Origin of the sequence: Pseudoalteromonas sp. AS71 (assembly GCF_038900275.1) — a bacterium.
Lineage (GTDB): Bacteria > Pseudomonadota > Gammaproteobacteria > Enterobacterales > Alteromonadaceae > Pseudoalteromonas.
On record NZ_JBBMQZ010000008.1, the window covers coordinates 118,045 to 137,244 of the forward strand.

Annotated in this window: 18 protein-coding genes; 8 read left to right on the plus strand and 10 right to left on the minus strand. The window is 38.8% G+C overall.

Annotated elements, in window-relative coordinates:
- Positions 1-58 precede the first annotated feature (58 nt).
- Positions 59-1,684 carry a M28 family metallopeptidase gene (locus tag WNY98_RS08100; protein ID WP_342877601.1) on the plus strand — a complete coding sequence of 542 codons (1,626 nt, stop codon included), beginning with the start codon at positions 59-61 and terminating at the stop codon, positions 1,682-1,684.
- Between the two features lie 120 nt (positions 1,685-1,804).
- On the plus strand, positions 1,805-2,974 hold the full coding sequence (locus WNY98_RS08105) for a putative manganese transporter (protein ID WP_138489105.1): 1,170 nt from the start codon (positions 1,805-1,807) through the stop codon (positions 2,972-2,974).
- A gap of 61 nt (positions 2,975-3,035) precedes the next feature.
- Here WNY98_RS08105 and WNY98_RS08110 read toward each other — a convergent pair whose 3' ends face one another.
- From WNY98_RS08110 to seqA, 7 genes are all read right to left on the minus strand, one after another.
- The gene (locus tag WNY98_RS08110; RefSeq protein ID WP_290173357.1) at positions 3,036-3,401 is read right to left on the minus strand and encodes a DUF805 domain-containing protein; all 366 of its coding nucleotides are present in this window, start codon (positions 3,399-3,401) and stop codon (positions 3,036-3,038) included.
- Between the two features lie 149 nt (positions 3,402-3,550).
- Positions 3,551-5,134: a dihydrolipoyllysine-residue acetyltransferase gene (locus WNY98_RS08115; RefSeq protein ID WP_342877602.1), complete on the minus strand. Its 1,584-nt coding sequence runs from the start codon at positions 5,132-5,134 to the stop codon at positions 3,551-3,553.
- Positions 5,135-5,142: 8 nt separating this feature from the next.
- Positions 5,143-6,120, minus strand: coding sequence for an alpha-ketoacid dehydrogenase subunit beta (locus WNY98_RS08120; protein WP_342877603.1), 978 nt, complete (start codon positions 6,118-6,120; stop codon positions 5,143-5,145).
- Entirely contained in the window at positions 6,120-7,334 is a 1,215-nt protein-coding gene (locus WNY98_RS08125) for a thiamine pyrophosphate-dependent dehydrogenase E1 component subunit alpha (RefSeq protein ID WP_024599565.1), read from the minus strand. The genes WNY98_RS08120 and WNY98_RS08125 overlap by 1 nt, the downstream gene beginning before the upstream one ends.
- 265 nt (positions 7,335-7,599) lie before the next feature.
- Positions 7,600-8,652: a succinylglutamate desuccinylase gene (gene astE / locus WNY98_RS08130; protein ID WP_342877604.1), complete on the minus strand. Its 1,053-nt coding sequence runs from the start codon at positions 8,650-8,652 to the stop codon at positions 7,600-7,602.
- Positions 8,653-8,771: 119 nt separating this feature from the next.
- On the minus strand, positions 8,772-10,409 hold the full coding sequence (gene pgm / locus WNY98_RS08135; RefSeq protein ID WP_342877605.1) for a phosphoglucomutase (alpha-D-glucose-1,6-bisphosphate-dependent): 1,638 nt from the start codon (positions 10,407-10,409) through the stop codon (positions 8,772-8,774).
- 9 nt (positions 10,410-10,418) lie between these two features.
- Positions 10,419-11,015, minus strand: coding sequence for a replication initiation negative regulator SeqA (gene seqA / locus WNY98_RS08140; RefSeq protein ID WP_076924595.1), 597 nt, complete (start codon positions 11,013-11,015; stop codon positions 10,419-10,421).
- A gap of 220 nt (positions 11,016-11,235) precedes the next feature.
- Between seqA and WNY98_RS08145 the strand changes: the two genes are divergently transcribed.
- The 5 genes from WNY98_RS08145 to fur all read left to right on the plus strand — a co-directional run bounded on the left by WNY98_RS08145 (position 11,236) and on the right by fur (position 13,773).
- Entirely contained in the window at positions 11,236-12,003 is a 768-nt protein-coding gene (locus WNY98_RS08145; protein WP_342877606.1) for an alpha/beta fold hydrolase, read from the plus strand.
- Between the two features lie 95 nt (positions 12,004-12,098).
- Entirely contained in the window at positions 12,099-12,320 is a 222-nt protein-coding gene (locus WNY98_RS08150; RefSeq protein ID WP_002962930.1) for a DUF2788 domain-containing protein, read from the plus strand.
- 2 nt (positions 12,321-12,322) lie between these two features.
- Complete coding sequence (gene ybfE, locus WNY98_RS08155; RefSeq protein ID WP_002962928.1) at positions 12,323-12,601, plus strand: LexA regulated protein; 279 nt, start codon at positions 12,323-12,325, stop codon at positions 12,599-12,601.
- A gap of 14 nt (positions 12,602-12,615) precedes the next feature.
- A complete protein-coding gene (gene fldA / locus WNY98_RS08160; protein WP_342877607.1) occupies positions 12,616-13,143 on the plus strand; it encodes a flavodoxin FldA in 528 nt (175 codons plus the stop codon).
- Positions 13,144-13,329: 186 nt separating this feature from the next.
- Entirely contained in the window at positions 13,330-13,773 is a 444-nt protein-coding gene (fur, locus tag WNY98_RS08165) for a ferric iron uptake transcriptional regulator (protein ID WP_007586857.1), read from the plus strand.
- Between the two features lie 308 nt (positions 13,774-14,081).
- On the opposite strand, the gene glnS is transcribed toward fur, so the two are convergent.
- On the minus strand, positions 14,082-15,740 hold the full coding sequence (gene glnS, locus WNY98_RS08170) for a glutamine--tRNA ligase (protein ID WP_342877608.1): 1,659 nt from the start codon (positions 15,738-15,740) through the stop codon (positions 14,082-14,084).
- A gap of 218 nt (positions 15,741-15,958) precedes the next feature.
- Between glnS and WNY98_RS08175 the strand changes: the two genes are divergently transcribed.
- On the plus strand, positions 15,959-17,029 hold the full coding sequence (locus WNY98_RS08175) for a DUF3083 family protein (RefSeq protein ID WP_342877609.1): 1,071 nt from the start codon (positions 15,959-15,961) through the stop codon (positions 17,027-17,029).
- Between the two features lie 59 nt (positions 17,030-17,088).
- Here WNY98_RS08175 and sucD read toward each other — a convergent pair whose 3' ends face one another.
- Positions 17,089-17,961, minus strand: a complete 873-nt coding sequence (sucD, locus tag WNY98_RS08180; RefSeq protein ID WP_002961811.1) for a succinate--CoA ligase subunit alpha — start codon at positions 17,959-17,961, stop codon at positions 17,089-17,091.
- On the minus strand, positions 17,961-19,127 hold the full coding sequence (gene sucC / locus WNY98_RS08185) for an ADP-forming succinate--CoA ligase subunit beta (protein ID WP_002961809.1): 1,167 nt from the start codon (positions 19,125-19,127) through the stop codon (positions 17,961-17,963). The genes sucD and sucC overlap by 1 nt, the downstream gene beginning before the upstream one ends.
- Positions 19,128-19,200 lie beyond the last annotated feature (73 nt).

Here is a 19,200-nt window from a genome sequence, read left to right on the forward strand (position 1 = left end):
GTTCTGCTTAATAGAAGTTAATATACTAATCACAACTTAAAACAAAAAAAGAGCTGACATGAAACATTATTTCTCTCTCACACTCCTCGCTACTGCTGTTTTAGCAGGTTGCGCAACAACAAGGATTACCCCTACTGATGTAACAAATGGTTATAACAGTATTCAAGCTGATGAACTGGCTAAACATGTAAAAGTGCTCGCATCGGATGAATTTGGTGGCCGTGCTCCTTCATCACCTGGCGAAAAGCTAACGCTTGATTATTTAACTGCGCAGTTTAAAGCTTTAGGTTTAAAACCAGGTAATGGCGACAGTTACTTACAAGAAGTGCCATTGGTTTCTTTAGAAGCTGATTCAAACATGGTGCTTAGTATTGGTGGTAAAGACTATCAATATAAAAAAGACATGGTTATGGGTAGCAGCCGCATTAGCGCACAAGAAGGCATAGAAAATTCTGAACTTGTATTTGTGGGCTACGGCGTTAATGCACCTGAATACAATTGGAATGATTACGAAGGCTTAGACGTTAAGGGCAAAACAGTTGTAATGCTGGTTAACGATCCGGGCTTTGCAACAAAAGACCCTGCTTTATTTACTGGCGACGCGATGACCTATTACGGTCGTTGGACATACAAATATGAAGAAGCAAGTCGACAAGGTGCAGCTGGCGCAATTATTATTCATGAAACAGCACCTGCGTCATACCCATGGTCGGTTGTTGAAAATTCTTGGAGCGGCGAGCAGTTTGGTTTTCAAAAAGAAAACAACAACATGGACCGCGTAGCCGTTGAAGGCTGGGTTACAACTGACGTAGCAAAAGAGCTTTTTACTAAAGCAGGATTAGATTTCGATACTGCGAAAGAAAACGCAGCTAAAGGTGCTTACCATGTTGATATGGGCGATTTAACTGCTTCTGTTAATGTTAAAAACACGATTAAAAAATCAGTATCGTATAACTTTATCGCTACGTTACCAGGAAGCGAGCAACCAGATGAGCATGTTATTTACTCAGCTCATTGGGATCACTTAGGTACAGATAAAACACGTAAAGGCGATCAAATTTATAACGGTGCTCACGACAATGCAACGGGTACCGCTGGGCTAATTGAAGTAGCCGAAGCCTTTACAAAATTACCTAAGCACCCTAGCCGTTCAATGACATTTTTAGCGGTAACTGCTGAAGAGCAAGGCTTATTAGGGTCTAAGTACTATGCAGCAAATCCAGTGATTGCAGCGAATAAAACAGTCGCTAACATAAACATGGATAGCTTAAATTTATTAGGCAAAGTAAAAGACATGAATGTGGTCGGTATTGGTAAGTCACAAATGGATGAGTTTTTAGCAACTGCAGCTAAAGAGCAAGGCAGAACAATATCAGGCGATCCTAAACCATCATCTGGTGGCTATTACCGCTCTGATCACTTTGCATTTGCTAATATGGGGATTCCAGCCATGTACGCAGGTGGCGGCACAGTCGCAGCTGACGAAGAGACAGCTAATTACCGTAAACGCATGAGTTTAGTACTTCGCGGTTGTTATCATCAACCATGTGATCGTTACCGTGACGAATGGGATTTATCGGGTGCTGTTCAAGACTTACAATTGTTTTATAAAGTAGGTTTTGATATTTCGGAGCAAGAGCAATGGCCAACGTGGAATGCAAACTCAGAATTTCAACGTAAGTAGCATTGGTTTAACATCGAAAAACTCAAAGAGAGTAATCGATTTAAATAGATGCAAATGATATTGATTATCATTTAATTAAAATATACAGTGTTACTAAATTTATTTAATTGGTAACACTGTATGATTTTACTCTCTCAAATAGGATTTATTACGCCCGCTTCTAAACGCTTTGTTAGCCAAAATAAACGTTTATTATTACCGCTTTTTTTGCTGGTATGCTTAGCTGTGCCATCACTTCGTGAGATTACAATAACAGCACTAAGCGATGCTTTTTTTCAAGTTAGCGTATTTGTTGCTGCTACATTATTAATTTATTACTACGCCATAGAGCATTTACCTCAATTAGAGCTTAGTTATTTAAGTGCTAAATCGCCGGTATTAGAAATATTTTTTGCTGCCGTTTTAGGTGCCCTTCCTGGATGTGGTGGTGCAATAATAGTGGTTACCCAGTTTACAAAAGGCCAAGCAAGTTTTGGGGCTATTGTTGCTGTTTTAACAGCTACAATGGGAGATGCCGCATTTTTACTCCTTGCCACTCGCCCTACTGAAGGTTTAACCATAATGGCCATTGGCTTAGTAGTAGGCACGCTTTGTGGTGTTATAGTAAACGCCCTTCATGCAAAAGACTTTTTACGCCCAACAAAGCAAGAACAAAAACACCAAGTTAAAGTATTGCCAACTCGTATAATTAAAATAAGCAAACCCGTTTGGATGTTCGCTATTATTCCAAGCCTCATTATTGCTTTTTTAATTGCATTTAATGTCGACTTTGATCAATTTGGAAAATACACAGGCACAAGTATTAGTATTTTTGGTGCTGCAATGGCGTTATTTACTGTAACTATATGGGCGTATTCTTCTAAAGGTGAAAGCTATAAAGAAGTAACCTCAGAAGACGATGAATGTAATCCACCTTCTAAAATTATTAAAGTACTTCAAGACACACACTTTGTGACCGCATGGGTAGTGGCATCGTTTATGTTGTTTGAGATTTTAGTAAATATTGCAGGGCTTGATTTAAAAAACTGGTTTGCACATTATGCTTATTTAGCGCCACTTATTGCTGTGGTGATTGGTTTTTTACCCGGTTGTGGTCCGCAAATAATTGTTACTACGTTATATATTCAGGGGATCATTCCATTTAGCGCATTAACTGCTAATGCAATATCTAACGATGGTGATGCGTTATTTCCTGCAATTGCAATGGCACCTAAAGCGGCTGTAATTGCGACTGTGTATACATCTATTCCTGCTTTGGCCGTTGGCTATGGCCTTTACTTTTTAAGTTAAAATTGCCATAAACAAAAAAGCTCAGCTATTGCTGAGCTTTTAGGATGTTAACTTATTTTATTTATACGGCTGCTGGTTCTGCAGCTAGTTCTTTTGGATTTGGGCCATAATCGTTCTCACCTTCATGTGAGTTTTGTGCAAGAAAAACAATTAAAACAATCCAACCAATTACTGGCACTAACCAAAGTAGCTGCCACCATCCTGAACGGCCTGTGTCGTGTAAACGACGTGCACCCGCACTCAATTGAGGGATCAATAAAGCTAAGCTATATATTGAGCTTACGAACATTGTGTTTGTAATACCATCTATAACACTTGTTAAAAGCGAAAAAATAATATTAATTAGCATAAACATCCAAAATGCTTTACGACGATTACGGCCTGAAAAATCTGCGTAGCTACGCAACGCGTTCATATAATGTTCCATGAAATTTCCTTAGTGTTATCTTTTATATTCCCTAACGGGGTTAACTTTATTACTTTTTAGTAACATTTGTATCTTAATTAAAAACAGCTGACATTAAAACAAAAAACCAGCTAAAAGCTGGTTTTTATTACATATTAACAATTTAGCTATTAACTCATAGCCATCATCATTGCTGATGGATTTTCTAAGTACGATTTCCATAAATTATTAAAACGAGCAATAGTGCCCCCATCAATAACACGATGATCCCCAGACCAACTCACTTGCATAATAGCTTTACTTACAACCTGCCCACTTTCGTCAAAACGCGGTAAATACTGTAGTTTACCAAGCGCAACAATAGCCACTTCTGGTTTATTAATTATAGGGGTCGCAATAGTGCCGCCAATCGCACCAATGTTAGAGATGCTAATTGTCCCACCTTTTAAATCATCCGGTGCAACACGCCCTTCTCGCGCTGAATGAGTTAAGCGGGTTAAATCATTTGCCACATCAACAATGCTCTTACTCTGGCACGATTTAATGTTAGGCACTAACAAGCCGATTTTAGAATCAACCGCTATACCAATATTATGATCGTTATAATAGGTAAGCTCTGAGCATTCATCGTTCACTTTTGAATTAAGTACAGGGTACTCTTTCATTGCTAGCGACAATGCTTTTACAAAAAATGGCATCATAGTGAGCTTTACGCCTTGTGCTTTGTACTGCTCTTTTAAAGAACTACGCAAAGCTATAAGCTGTGTTAAGTCTATTTCATCGCTAAACGTAAAGTGCGGAATAGTTGAAACCGACGCTACCATTTGCTTGGCCATGGCCGCTTTAATGCCTTTAATTTGCTCGACTCTTACGCCACCGCTTTGATTCTGCGTTTGGTTTTGTACTGCACTTTGAGAAGCATCGCTATCAAGCGGTGAAGTATCAATAGTATTTGGCACTTCGCCTTTTACAAACTCTTCAATATCTTGCTTGTAAATACGTCCATTTTTTCCACTACCTGGTACGCACGTTAAATCAACATCAAGCTCACGTGCTTTACGACGAACTGCAGGCGACGCCACCGCTTTTTGATTGATAACCTTTGCAGCTTGCTGCGTTTTAACAGAGGCAACTTTTTCAGCGGCGGCATTAGTTTGAGCCTTTACGACCGCTTGGTTTATATCAACATTTGGTTTTGGTGCACTGCCTGCAATTGTCATTTGAAACAACGGGCTATGTACTTTGGCTATTTCGCCTTTTTGATAATATAACTTTTGTACAGTGCCTGTATATTTTGCCGGAATTTGTACTAATGCTTTGTCGGTCATTACGTCACAAACCGCTTGGTCTTCTTCTATTTCGTCGCCTTCTGCAACTAACCAATCAACAATCTCACACTCAACAATACCTTCACCAATATCTGGTAAAATAAAGTCCTCAACCACATCAGTTGTATTATTAGTTTTATTTTCAGCTTGTACTGGCTCTTGTACTACTTCATTGCTAATGCTTTCACCTGCAACATCCATAGCAAATAAAGGAGCGTGTACCTTAGCAATCTCACCTTTTAGATAATATAACTTTGAAATTACGCCATCATGCACTGCCGGAATTTGTACTAATGCTTTGTCTGTCATAACATCGCAGATTGGTTGATCCTCAGATACGGTATCGCCTTCTTGTACTAGCCATTCAACTACTTCGCACTCAACAATGCCTTCACCAATATCGGGTAATATAAAATCTTTAGCCATGGTAACCCCTAAAAATCCATTGATTGTTTAATTGCAGCCAACACTTTTAGTGCATCCGGTACGTATTCTTTTTCAAGTGCCAGCGGGTATGGGGTATCTAGACCACATACACGTAAAATTGGCGACTCTAAATGCAAGAAACACTCTTGTTGTATTGTCGCGGCTATCTCTGCACCAAAGCCACTGGTTATAGGCGCTTCATGACTCACGATTAAACGGCCGGTTTTAGTAACCGATTTAGCAATCGTTTCAACATCCCATGGTAAAATACTACGAAGGTCAATAACTTCACAGCTTATACCTTGCTCGCTTGCTTGCTTTGCTGCATCTTCAATAATCTCCATTTGAGCACCCCACGCTAAAAGCGTAATATCACTACCCTCTTGTACTACTTCAGCCGTGCCTAATTCAATACTATAATCTTCTTCTGGCACTTCGCCAATTGATGCACGATATAAACGCTTAGGCTCAAAAAATATGACCGGGTTATCGTCTTTAATTGATGCACGTAATAATCCTTTAGCTTGATAAGGGTTACGCGGTACAACTACTTTCAAACCTGGTGTGTGCGCAAAATACGCTTCGGGTGATTGTGAATGGTACAAACCACCGGCAATGCCACCGCCATAGGGCGTACGAATAGTTAAGTTACCGACATTAAATTCATTACCACTGCGATAACGAAACTTAGCGGCTTCATTTACTATTTGATCAAACGCTGGAAAAATATAATCAGCAAATTGAATTTCTGCTAATGCAGGCGCACCAAAAGCCGCTAAACCATTAGCAAAACCTAAAATACCTTGCTCGGTTAAAGGCGTATTAAAAACACGATGTTTACCGTACTTCTCTTGCAAGCCAGATGTTGCTCTAAATACACCACCGAAGTAACCAACATCTTCACCAAAAATACAGGCTTGAGGATGCTCATTCATCGTAATATCCAGAGCAGAGTTAATTGCGTGGAGCATGTTCATTTTAGCCATTACTTAATTCTCCCTGCAGTTACTGGGTAAGCATCTGGATGCTGTTTTATATGTTCTTTTAGTTGCTCGTATTGGCGTTGCAATAATGGAATTGGTGTATCGTAAACGTCAGATATCAATTCTTCTAAAGCGGGCTTTGCAACAACTTCAGCACGTTTAAGCGCTGCTAAAATTTCTTCACGAATCGACTCTTTTGCTTTTAAATCGTCTTCTTCGTTTAACCAGTCTTGCTTGACCAGCCATTTTCTAAATTTATCAATAGGACACGTTTGATGATTCGCTTCTTCATCTTTAGAACGATAACCACTTGGATCGTCTGACGTAGAATGCGCTCCTAAACGATAAGCAATCGATTCAATAAGTACAGGCTCACCTTGTGTTGAAGCTATTTCGCGTGCTTTTTCAGTCGCCGCATACACAGCAAGTGCATCGGTGCCATCAACACGAATTGTTTTAATACCATAACCCACTCCACGAGAGGCAATACCATCGCCTTTAAACTGCTCATCAGCAGGGGTAGATATGGCATAACCGTTATTACGTGCAAAAAATATAACCGGCGCTCTGTGAACCGCTGCCATATTTAAACCAGCATGAAAGTCACCTTCAGATGCAGCACCTTCACCAAAATAACAAATGGTTACATTATCAATTGTGCTGGAAAGCTCGCCTGTTTTAGCGTCGATGTGCTTTATTTTTTGGCCATATGCATAACCTGTTGCCTGTGGTATTTGCGTACCCAATGGCGATGAGATCGTCATGTAGTTTAGCGCTTTAGAACCATAGTGAATTGGCATTTGACGACCTTTGCCTAAATCCAATTCATTTGAAAACATTTGGTTCATAAATTGATCAAGCGTAAAGCCACGATAATGCAGTGCTGCCTGTTCACGATATTGAGCCATGATCATATCGTCTTGATCAAGTGCAGCAGCAGAGGCTGTAACTGCGGCTTCTTCGCCTAGGCATTGCATATAAAAGCTAACACGGCCTTGGCGCTGCGCGCCTTGCATACGTTCATCTAACAAACGTATAAAACGCATTGTTTCATATAACTTAATAGCCGTATGTTTTGAAATATCAGGTGCGGTTGCACTAGGATGAATGTCGCCGTCCTCAGTTAAAATACTAAGGGTTGGAATATTAAGCGCTTGACCATCAATAAATTCAAGCTCGTGGTTAATATTCAGCGATACGTTATTTGGATTACTCATAACCTACCTTCTTTTGTTGTCGGTAAAACAGTGCCCCTTTAAATTATTATTATGGGTGATTGCTGCTGGTTAAACTTTGCAACATCTGCACTATCTTTAATTAAAGCTGCCAACACTTTACGTTAACGTAAAGTGTTATTCAACAGATCTGGGACGAAACAAAAGCAAATACAGGTTAAATAAGTGGCAAGTTAACGATACGGTTACTTTAATTAATAGTAATCATATAGTTAACTTGAAGACATCAGTGGTCTGATGAGTTTAATTAGACGAAATTGCTATCAATATCCATTGGAATAACTGTAAGGAGTGCTCTTTGCCCTAATGCTACGCTCGCATTTGGGAAAATAATAGCCTCTCCTTCAACGTCAGCGTAAATCGCTTTATCACCGTCGGTTGCAAGAAGTTCACCTTTCGCAAAGCCAGTAAAGTTCTCAGCATTATCAGAAAAAGGAAAACTAAAATCGTCCTGCGTTTTATTAATTGTGCGATGGACAGCAAATAACTCAAAATCGTTTGCATTAAATTCAGGATATTCAACTTCATTTTGACTAATTAATGCAGTTAAGGTTTGCTTTGTTTTTTCAAAGCGAGCCATGTCGTTTTGGCCAAATGGTTTAACTTGACCTAGCTCTACGGTAAATGAATCAGCTCCATGTATAAATGACGAATAATAGCTAAATGTTGTTGCAGGAGATTTCATCATAAGTACGGTATTTACACCACAACTCAATAAAAATTGTAACTGCGACTTTTTCCAAGGCTTACCATGTAAAAATGGATACACAGCAAATTTTTCGTTTTTAGAGCCTCTAATTGCAGTGTGTAAGTCGTAGTGACACCGGCTACTGCCTTGCTCGCCACGCGTATAAAAATCGCTTACGTATTGCTCAAGCTTTGCAGCACGGGTACGCTCATTATTCATTGGTACACCTTCAACTGTATGGTGACCATTAAATAATCTATTTAAGTTTTCTTCTACAAAACGCAGGCCAATATTAATTGATTGTGGATTACCATAAATAAACAAAGCGCGCTGCTTAAGTATCAGCTCGCCTTTTATAATTTGTTTAATAAGTGCATCACAAATTTCAATTGGCGCAGTTTCGTTACCGTGTACGGCGCTTGAATAAACTACATCTTTTGACGTTGTAACAGCAGGTTGAAACTCGATTACACCGGTATCGTGTATATTTACACGAGTTCCATTATCTAAAACAAACTCACCTGCATCTAGATGCCATTCGTTATTGCAACTAAGCGTTAAAAAATCGCCAGTGTGTTTTAATTCATTTAAGTAAGATGGATTGGCAGACATATAATAAGCCCTTAAAAAATAATGTGAGAGTAGACTCTTATGAATATATTTTTATATACACAAGGTATAGAAACGAAAACGGCTGAATAAATCAGCCGTTTTAAAATTATTAGATTAAGTTAGCTTATAACTGAATCTACAAGCTTTTTAGCTTCTTTTTCAAGTAATGCTAAATGCTCTTCACCTTTAAATGATTCAAGGTATATTTTATAAATATCTTCGGTACCTGATGGACGCGCTGCAAACCAGCCGTTCTCAGTTACCACTTTTAAACCACCAATGGCGGCATCGTTACCTGGTGCATGAGTCAATTTTTGCAAAATAGGCTCGCCAGCAAGTGTATCTGCTTTAACATCAGAAGCACTCAATGCTTTTAAACGTGCTTTTTGACCGCTTGTGGCTGGTGCATCTAGGCGTTTATAAATTGGAGAACCAAACTCTTGTTCTAATTCTTTATAAAGCACTGATGGCGTTTTACCTGTCACAGCCAAAATCTCTGCGGCTAATAGACCCATAATGAAGCCATCTTTATCTGTACACCATACAGAGCCATCAAAACGTAGGAATGCAGCACCTGCGCTTTCTTCGCCACCAAAGGCAAGCTTGCCTTTGCTTAAGCCTTCAACAAACCATTTAAAGCCTACTGGTACTTCTTTAACCTTATGGTTGTTACGAGCAGCGACTTTGTCGATCATAGAGCTAGAAACCAATGTTTTGCCAATTTCTACGGTTTCATTCCAATCACGGTGTTTAAGTAAGTAATCGATTGCCACTGCTAAAAAGTGGTTTGGATTCATTAAGCCATCTGGCGTTACAATACCGTGACGATCGTAGTCAGGGTCATTACCAATAGACACATCAAAATCATCTTTTAGTGCAATAAGATTTGCCATTGAATAAGGTGATGAACAATCCATACGAATTTTGCCGTCTTTATCAAGTGGCATAAAAGCAAAACGAGGATCAACAACATCATTAACTACGGTTAAATCTAAATTATATTTTTTTGCAATAACTGGCCAAAAATTAATACCTGAACCACCTAGTGGATCGATACCAATTTTAATACCTGCATCGCTGATTGCTTTTAAATTAACGATATTTGCTAAGTCATCAATATAAGGACTCATTAAATCTTCGTAGCGGATAAAGCCCGAACGCGATGCTTTAGCGAATGGGAATAACTCAACTTCAACTAAATCTTCTAATAAAAGTTGATTAGCTCTGTCTTCAATCCACTTAGTTACGTCGGTATCAGCTGGTCCGCCATTAGGTGGATTGTATTTAAAGCCACCATCTTCAGGAGGGTTATGCGAAGGCGTAACAACAATCCCGTCTGCTAATTCATTTGGGTGTAGTTTATTGTGGCTCACTATAGCGTGGCTGATAACTGGCGTTGGTGTAAAATCACCGTTTTCTTGCGTTATCACTTGCACTTCGTTAGCAACTAATACTTCAATAGCCGAGTTAAATGCCGCTTCACTCAATGCGTGTGTGTCTTTGCCTAAAAATAACGGACCAAATATGTCATTTTGTTTTCTGTAATCACAAATAGCCTGAGTAATCGCTAGAATGTGTGACTCGTTAAATTTAACATCGTAAGAACAACCACGGTGCCCTGAAGTACCAAAAGCAACACAATGATCTGGATTTTGTTCAAGATCAGGTTCGTTTAAGTAGTACGCAGATACTAATTTAGGTACGTTAACCAATGCCGATTGTGGAGCAGTTTTGCCTGCGCCTGAGTGAATAGCCATTATATTTCCTTACAGGTAATCGCGAATTTTTTCAGCTTGCTCTGCACTATATCCAAGGCAAAGAGCAACTTCATGAAGCATCATTTTTTTACGTGTTGTATTAGAATTAGTCATAACCCAATATTCACTATCGGTTATGTTCTTAGGGTTCATACTACTCCCGCTGTTTACTAAAGCTTCTTTACTAGTAGCAAAGTAAACACGGTCACGCCCTTTTATGTCTAATACCGCAGAAAAATCAGTTTTATGTGTGCGGTAAAATGCACTTAAAATAAACAAAAAGCGTCCAACAACGCCCTTTTGCATTGCCAGCTCTTCTTTATTTAATACATTAAAAACATTATCGCTTTTTTGCTTCACTGGTGCGTGAGCTAAAGGCGTTTGTTTTTTTGCAGTCTCAGCAGCAGATGGCTCTGAGCTTTTTAATGTGGCGGTAGACGTGGTCGCAGTTTGATTATTTTGAGTTAGTTCTACGTTTGCGGTTTGAATTTTTTCGCCGCTCAGATTTAATAAACGACGTAAAATAGTGGATGCACTTTCACCAATACTTTGCGTATTGCTTGCAATATATTGATATAACTCGTCGTCTATGTCGATTTGTTTCATGTTCTTCCTGTCATTACGGGTCACATTTTTTTCTCCCGTGTGATTATACCCAAACCAATCAGAAATGCGAGTTACAACAAGCACTCCCGTAAACATATTAATATTTACCTAATTGTTGTTGATTTAACGCCCAAAAGCCCAATTTAATAAATAGTCGCTGTATTTTTTGCTTTTTAGAGCAATGCTCGGCAAACTATGGCGAAATTTTCAGGAGGCGGGTATGCAGTTAAATTACAGGCAACAAGGGCAAGGTCCTAATGTTATTTTGATACATGGGCTTTTTGGATCATTAGAAAACCTAAATGTAATCGCAAAACCATTAAGTGAACACTTTAATGTTATTAACGTTGATTTACGCAACCACGGACTTTCACCGCATAGCAAGGAAATGAACTACCCGGCAATGGCTCAAGATATTGTTGAGTTATTAGCAGATTTGAACATAGATAAAGCACATTTAGTTGGGCATTCTATGGGTGGTAAAGTGGCAATGGAATTAGCGCTTACACATCCTGAACTTGTAAATAAGCTTGTTGTACTTGATATAGCACCTGTTAGTTACCCCGCTCGCCACACAAAAATATTACAAGCATTAAAAGCGGTTTCAGCGCAGTCAATAGACGATAGAAAGCAAGCTGATGTAATTATGCAACCTTATATAGAAGAACTGGGAGTGCGACAGTTTCTACTTAAAAGTCTCGCTAAAAATGAGGAAGGTCATTTTGCATGGCGGTTTAACTTAAATGTGCTTGACGAAAAATATTCTACAATCACATCCAATGTTAATGAAAATAATTCTTGTTCGTGCGATACTCTTTTCATTAAAGGTAATGATTCTGACTATATTTTGCCCGAGCATCGTACTGCAATTAAAGCTCGCTTTAAAAAGACTAAAGCTAAAATAATTCATGGCGCAGGCCATTGGCTTCATGCTCAAAAGCCACTTGCTGTAAATAAAGCGATAAACGACTTTTTAACTGCGGTTTAAAGTAATTTTAATCGCGTGTTTTTGATTTTGCGCACTAAATATATGAATAATTATATGCTATAGTACGCGCCGTTTAATTTAAAGGTTATACGTTGATGGTCAGTCAGTTAATTAACGAATTTGATACCCTAGGGTTGTATTTTGGCTTAGCCGGTATTTTCATATTCATCGGCATGGCAATTAAAGACGTACTAAAAAGTGGCAATGTGCCTAAGTTCGGACAATACATTGTCTGGGGCGTGCTCTTTTTAGGTTGTTCGGGCTTTATTGCTAAAGGGCTTATTCAAGTATTTTGGCAAGGCGCAGGTGTAGGTTAAGCATGGCGAAGTCAGAAACAGATAGAACTACACTCGATTTATTTGAATACGAAAAACGCCCAGGCAGACCTAAAACCAATCCCCTTTCACGGGATATGCAGTTAAAGGTAAATAAACGTAATCAAATAAAAAGAGATAAAGCACGTGGTTTAAAGCGTGTTGAATTTAAAGTTTCATCGCAGTTATATCAAGCATTGAGTGATATGGCAGATGCACAAAATATTAGCCGCAGTGCGCTGATTGAAACAATTTTACAAGAAAGATTGGCTATTGATACATAAAAGGTTTTAAATCCATGGCAAGTGTAGGCATTTTTTTCGGAAGTGACACAGGTAACACAGAACACGTAGCAAAAATGATCCAAAAAGAATTGGGTAAAAAGCTAGTGGCTGTTCATGATATTGCAAAAAGCTCTAAAGAAGAGATTGCTGAATTTGATTTGATCTTATTCGGTATCCCTACTTGGTACTACGGCGAAGCACAATGTGACTGGGATGATTTTTTTCCAGAGCTTGAAGAAGTAGACTTTGAAGGTAAACTTGTCGCTATTTTTGGTTGTGGAGACCAAGAAGATTACGCTGAGTACTTTTTAGATGCTATGGGCATGATCAATGATATCGTTACTGAGCGTGGCGCGATTGTAGTTGGTCATTGGCCGAGTGAAAGCTATGACTTTGAAGCATCTAAAGGTATGGCAGACGATAACCATTTTGTAGGTTTAGGCATTGACGAAGACCGCCAACCAGAGCTTACAGAACAACGTGTTAAAGCATGGTCTGCTCAAGTATATGAAGAAATGTGTTTAAGTGAATTAGCTGACTAATTTACTGCATATATCGCTAGCTGTTTAAATAATTATCAAACAGTTAGCGTTTTAAGCTTTAGTGGCAATATAAATCAATTGTTCTTTGCACTTAACGCTTAGGCACGTTATCCTGTTTGTTGCTAATGTGTCGTGTACATCTTTGCAAGATGTCTAGTATAACCAAATAAAATTGAGACAGATTTAATGACTGATCATAACTTGGAACTTAAAAAAGCCGGTTTAAAAGTAACTTTACCGCGTATTAAAATATTAGAGATTTTACAATCTCCAGATAACCAACACATCAGCGCTGAAGATGTTTACAAAATTCTTTTGGATTTAGGCGAAGAAATTGGTCTTGCAACTGTATACCGCGTACTTAACCAATTTGATGATGCGGGTATTGTAAGCCGTCATCACTTTGAAGGTGGCAAATCAGTATTTGAACTTTCTGGAAGCACACACCACGATCATTTAGTATGTTTGAAATGTGGCAAAGTGGTAGAGTTTGAAGATGAGATGATTGAACGTCGTCAACTTGAAATTTCTGAAGAAAATGGTATTACACTTACAAACCACTCTTTATATTTATACGGTGAGTGTAATGATAAAGCAGCGTGTAAAGAATTTAGCGACGCTAACAGCTAATACCGCTTTTAAAAAGCAATAAAAAACCTGCTGGGTGCAGGTTTTTTTGTGTCTAAAATACGCTTGTAATAAACATACCCAGTAAAAACTGGGGATATTAAACCTGAACTCTGGTTAAGAGATTTACCAACGTATTGAATCATGGTGATATTTAAATTTATTTTCTCTAGCCAGAGATTTTAAGTGAAAACAAGGCGAATTCACGCGTCAATAGCTGGCCTATTGCAAGTAAATTCAACGCAGTTAGCGCTGAAAATAGTTGCTCGAGATAGATTTATTATCCAGAGTTCAGGTTTTTTAGATATTACTTATTGAGTTTTAGACCATGAATCGCGAAGACCCACTGTTTGGTTAAATACAACGTTCTCTGATTTAGAATCACGAGAGAAATAACCTGTACGCTCAAACTGAAAGCCCTGCTCTGCTTGTGAATTGGCAAGCGATGGCTCTAATTTAGCGTTTGATAAAACAACCAGTGACTCTGGGTTTAGTGTAGTTTCAAATTCCTCTGCAGCTGCTGGATTTGGCACACTAAACAAACGATCGTATAAACGAACTTCTGCCGTAATACACTCTGGTGCTGAAACCCAGTGAATAACACCTTTTACTTTACGTCCATCACTTGGGTTTTTACCCAGTGTTTCAGTATCGTAAGTACAGAAAATAGTTGTGATTTCGCCGTTTTCGTCTTTTTCAACACGTTGTGCTTTAATAACATAAGCACCACGTAAACGTACTTCTTTATCAAGCACTAAACGTTTAAACTTGTTATTCGCTTCTTCTTTAAAGTCTTCTCGTTCTATATAGATTTCACGAGTAAATAGTACATCACGGCGACCCATTTCTTCTTTATTTGGGTGATTAGCCACAGATAAAACCTCAACTTTGTCTGCATCGTAGTTTTCAATAACAACTTTAACAGGATCGAGTACGGCCATTGCACGCGGTGCATTTTCGTTTAAGTCTTCACGGATACACGCTTCAAGCATGCCCATTTCAACCATATTCTCTTGCTTTGTTACACCAATGCGCAAACAAAACTCACGAATTGAGCCAGGTGTATAACCACGGCGACGTAAACCTGCAATTGTAGGCATACGTGGGTCATCCCAGCCCTCAACAAAATTGTTTACCACTAAGTCGCTTAGCTTACGCTTAGACATAATTGTGTATTCAAGATTTAAACGTGAAAACTCAATTTGCTGTGGGTGACACTCTAAACTAATGTTATCAAGTACCCAATCGTATAAACGACGGTTATCTTGGAATTCTAATGTACATAACGAATGTGTAATGCCCTCTAGCGCATCAGAAATACAGTGCGTAAAGTCATACATTGGATAAATGCACCACTTGTCTGCTGTTTGATGATGATGAGCAAAACGTACACGGTAAATAATTGGATCGCGAAGCACCATAAATGAGCTTGCCATATCAATTTTTGCACGCAAGACACATTCACCTTCTTTGAATTCGCCAGCACGCATTTTTTCAAATAACGCTAGGTTTTCTTCAACTGAAGTATCTCTGTATGGGCTGTTTTTACCTGGCTCTTTTAATGTGCCACGATATTCACGTGCTTGATCTGCTGTTAAAAAACAAACGTACGCTAAACCTTTTTCAATTAACTCAACAGCGTAGCCATATAAAGTATCAAAATAATTAGAAGAATACTTTATATCACCATCCCAATTGAAACCTAACCACTGAACATCTTCTTTTATAGAATTAACATAGTTAATATCTTCTTTTTCTGGGTTTGTATCGTCGAAACGTAGGTTACATAAACCATTGTAATCTTTTGCGATGCCAAAATTTAAACAAATTGATTTGGCATGACCAATATGCAAAAAACCATTTGGTTCAGGTGGGAAACGTGTATGCGTAGTGGCATGTTTTCCACTTGATAAGTCTTCATCAATTCGGGTTCTAATAAAGTTACTTGGGCGATTCTCAGTTTCCGCCATAGGAGTGCAGTCCTCTAAATATTACGTAATAACAAAACTAATGCATTATTACAAAAACATACACTAACATACAGCAATAGATTAAGGTTTATTTTAGATATTGCTTAACTTTAATTCAGCTTAACTCTTGTTTATGAATAAAATTTGTTTTAGCGCAATATTTAAGTCATCAAAGCCAATTATAGTAGCAAAATAACCTACTTTATAAGGATTCGAAGATGGCTACACTTAATCAACATCGTGTATATATTCCAACTAACGCACGCGCAAACCACTACCTTTTAGCAGAAATCACCCCTAATCAAGATTTTTACAAAAGTTTTAGTGATATAAATTGTTGCTATGAACGTATTGCGCGCCAACTGTTTGCTTCTTGCGATGAATATGAGCTTTATAATGTGCACTTATTAGCGAATGATAAACTGCCCGTTGTAAGGTTTAATGATGAGTCTTATCAGTTTGAGACAGATAAACAGATGCTCTTTTTTTATAACCCTTGCTATCATGAAGCGCATAAGATTTATTACACTGAAGGTACACCGAGTAAAAAAATACGTATTCTATTTTTAGCTACAGGCGATGATTTACGAGCCAACTCTGCAGAATTTCATAATAAAGTTCAAAAAGTCTTAAACACTCTACAAGAACAACTTTTAGTAAATCAATCCCAGTTTAAACTTCGCGATCATCAACACTTAACATATGACCTATTTGCTAAAGAAAAAGGCAATAAGGAAAGCTATGGTTACAAATTAAGAAGCCTTTTCCCTCGCTATCAGTCAAGACAATGCAGCATACCCGATGATCACGCAGAGATGACTTACGCGACTTTTACTATACCGGTTTCGCGGGCTATTAAAACGCAATTTCAAACACTAATGAACACAAATGACTATGCTAAATTTTATGACTACTTTGCCTACTCATTTATACGTGCGTGTCAAAATAACAACCTGAATCATGGCGCTATGGTTGCTAATGGCGCAACACCTATTATACGAAACAGTAAAATTGATAAAAGTGAAGGCAATGCAGAACTTCAAAAATTAAGTTTTGATATTGACTCTAATGAAAATCAGATTAAGTATTTTTATGAGGCAAATAAACTAGTAGAGACCCTACATTTTGTAGTGGTTGCTACACAACAGGATAAACATGAAATGGGGTACGGTCGATTTATGAACCAAGTGGAAAAAACAATTCATTCTCTGTGCAATGAGCTAGCCATAAATAAGCAGCGACAAGATTTATCTGTACGTTTTTTCCAGCATATTAGTTACCCGTTCTAAATTTTCAGCTAATAACAAAAAGGCCCGCATATGCGGGCCTTTTTAAAGGAAACAAGCGATTACCAGCCTGTTTTCTCTTTAAGTGCTTTACCGATTTCAGCAAGTGAACGTACAGTTTTTACGCCCGCAGCTTCTAATGCAGCAAATTTCTCATCAGCAGTACCTTTACCGCCTGCGATGATTGCGCCAGCGTGACCCATACGCTTACCTTCTGGTGCAGTAACACCAGCAATGTAAGATACTACAGGTTTAGTTACGTTAGCTTTGATGTACTCTGCAGCTTCTTCTTCTGCAGTACCACCAATTTCACCAATCATTACGATTGCTTCAGTTTGTGGATCTTTTTCGAACATTTCTAGAACGTCGATAAAGTTAGTACCTGGGATTGGATCACCACCAATACCAACACACGTAGACTGACCAAAACCAGCATCAGTAGTTTGCTTAACCGCTTCGTACGTTAAAGTACCAGAGCGAGAAACAATACCTACTTTACCAGGTTTGTGGATGTGACCAGGCATGATACCAATCTTAGTCTCACCAGGAGTAATAACACCTGGACAGTTAGGACCGATCATACGAGTACCTGTTTGATCTAGTTTAACTTTAACGTCAACCATATCAAGCGTAGGGATACCTTCAGTGATACAAACAATCAGCTCGATGCCAGCATCGATAGCTTCTAAGATTGCATCTTTACAGAAAGGAGCTGGTACGTAGATAACTGAAGCAGTTGCGCCAGTTTCTTGAACAGCATCACGAACTGTGTTGAATACAGGAAGACCAAGGTGCGTTTGACCGCCTTTACCTGGGCTTACACCACCAACCATTTGTGTACCGTACTCAAGCGCTTGCTCTGAGTGGAAAGTACCTTGGCCACCAGTGAAACCTTGACAGATAACTTTTGTATCTTTATTGATTAATACAGACATTATTTGCCCTCCGCAGCAGCAACAACTTTCTCAGCAGCGTCTGTTAGTGATTCAGCAGCAATGATATCTAGACCTGAGTTCTTAAGAACTTCACGACCTAATTCAGCATTAGTACCTTCTAAACGTACAACTACAGGTACATTTACGCCAACTTCTTTAACTGCGCCAATGATACCTTCAGCAATCATGTCACAACGTACGATACCGCCAAAGATGTTTACTAAAACAGCTTTAACATTATCGTCAGAAAGGATGATTTTGAATGCTTCAGAAACACGTTCTTTAGTCGCGCCGCCGCCAACATCTAGGAAGTTAGCCGGTTTGCCGCCGTGTAGGTTTACGATGTCCATAGTACCCATTGCTAGGCCTGCACCGTTAACCATACAACCAACATTGCCATCTAGAGCAACGTAGTTAAGCTCGAAGCTTGCTGCGTGTGCTTCACGTGCATCTTCTTGAGATGGATCGTGGAACTCACGGATTTTAGGTTGACGGTAAAGTGCATTACCATCAATACCGATTTTTCCGTCAAGACAGTGAAGGTTACCTTCGTCTGTAATTACTAACGGGTTGATCTCAAGTAGTGCGAAATCAAAATCAGTAAACATGTTACCAAGACCCATAAAGATCTTAACAAACTGCTTCATTTGTACTGGGTTCAGACCCAATTTAAAGCCTAGTTCACGTGCTTGGTAAGCTTGAGGACCCACTAATGGATCAATTTCAGCTTTGTGGATAAGCTCTGGTGTTTCTTCTGCAACAGTTTCAATTTCAACGCCGCCTTCAGTAGACGCCATGAAAACTACTTTGCGAGATGCACGGTCAACTACTGCACCTAGGTACAATTCGTTAGCAATGTCAGTACAGCTTTCAACTAAAATTTTAGCTACTGGCTGACCTTTCTCGTCTGTTTGGTAAGTAACTAGGTTTTTACCCAACCAGTTAGCTGCAAACGCTTTTACTTCGTCGATAGTTTTTACTAGCTTTACACCGCCAGCTTTACCACGTCCACCTGCGTGAACCTGAGTTTTAACAACCCACATATCACCGCCGATTTTTTCAGCAGCTGCTGCAGCTTCTTCAGGTGTATCGCAAGCGAAACCCTGAGAAACTGGTAAACCATATTCGGCAAAAAGTTGTTTTGCCTGATACTCATGCAAATTCATGATGCTTTATCCAATTTTTTATACTAAAAGAGCTGAATATTTTTTCAAATAAACAACTATCCCAAATTGCGCA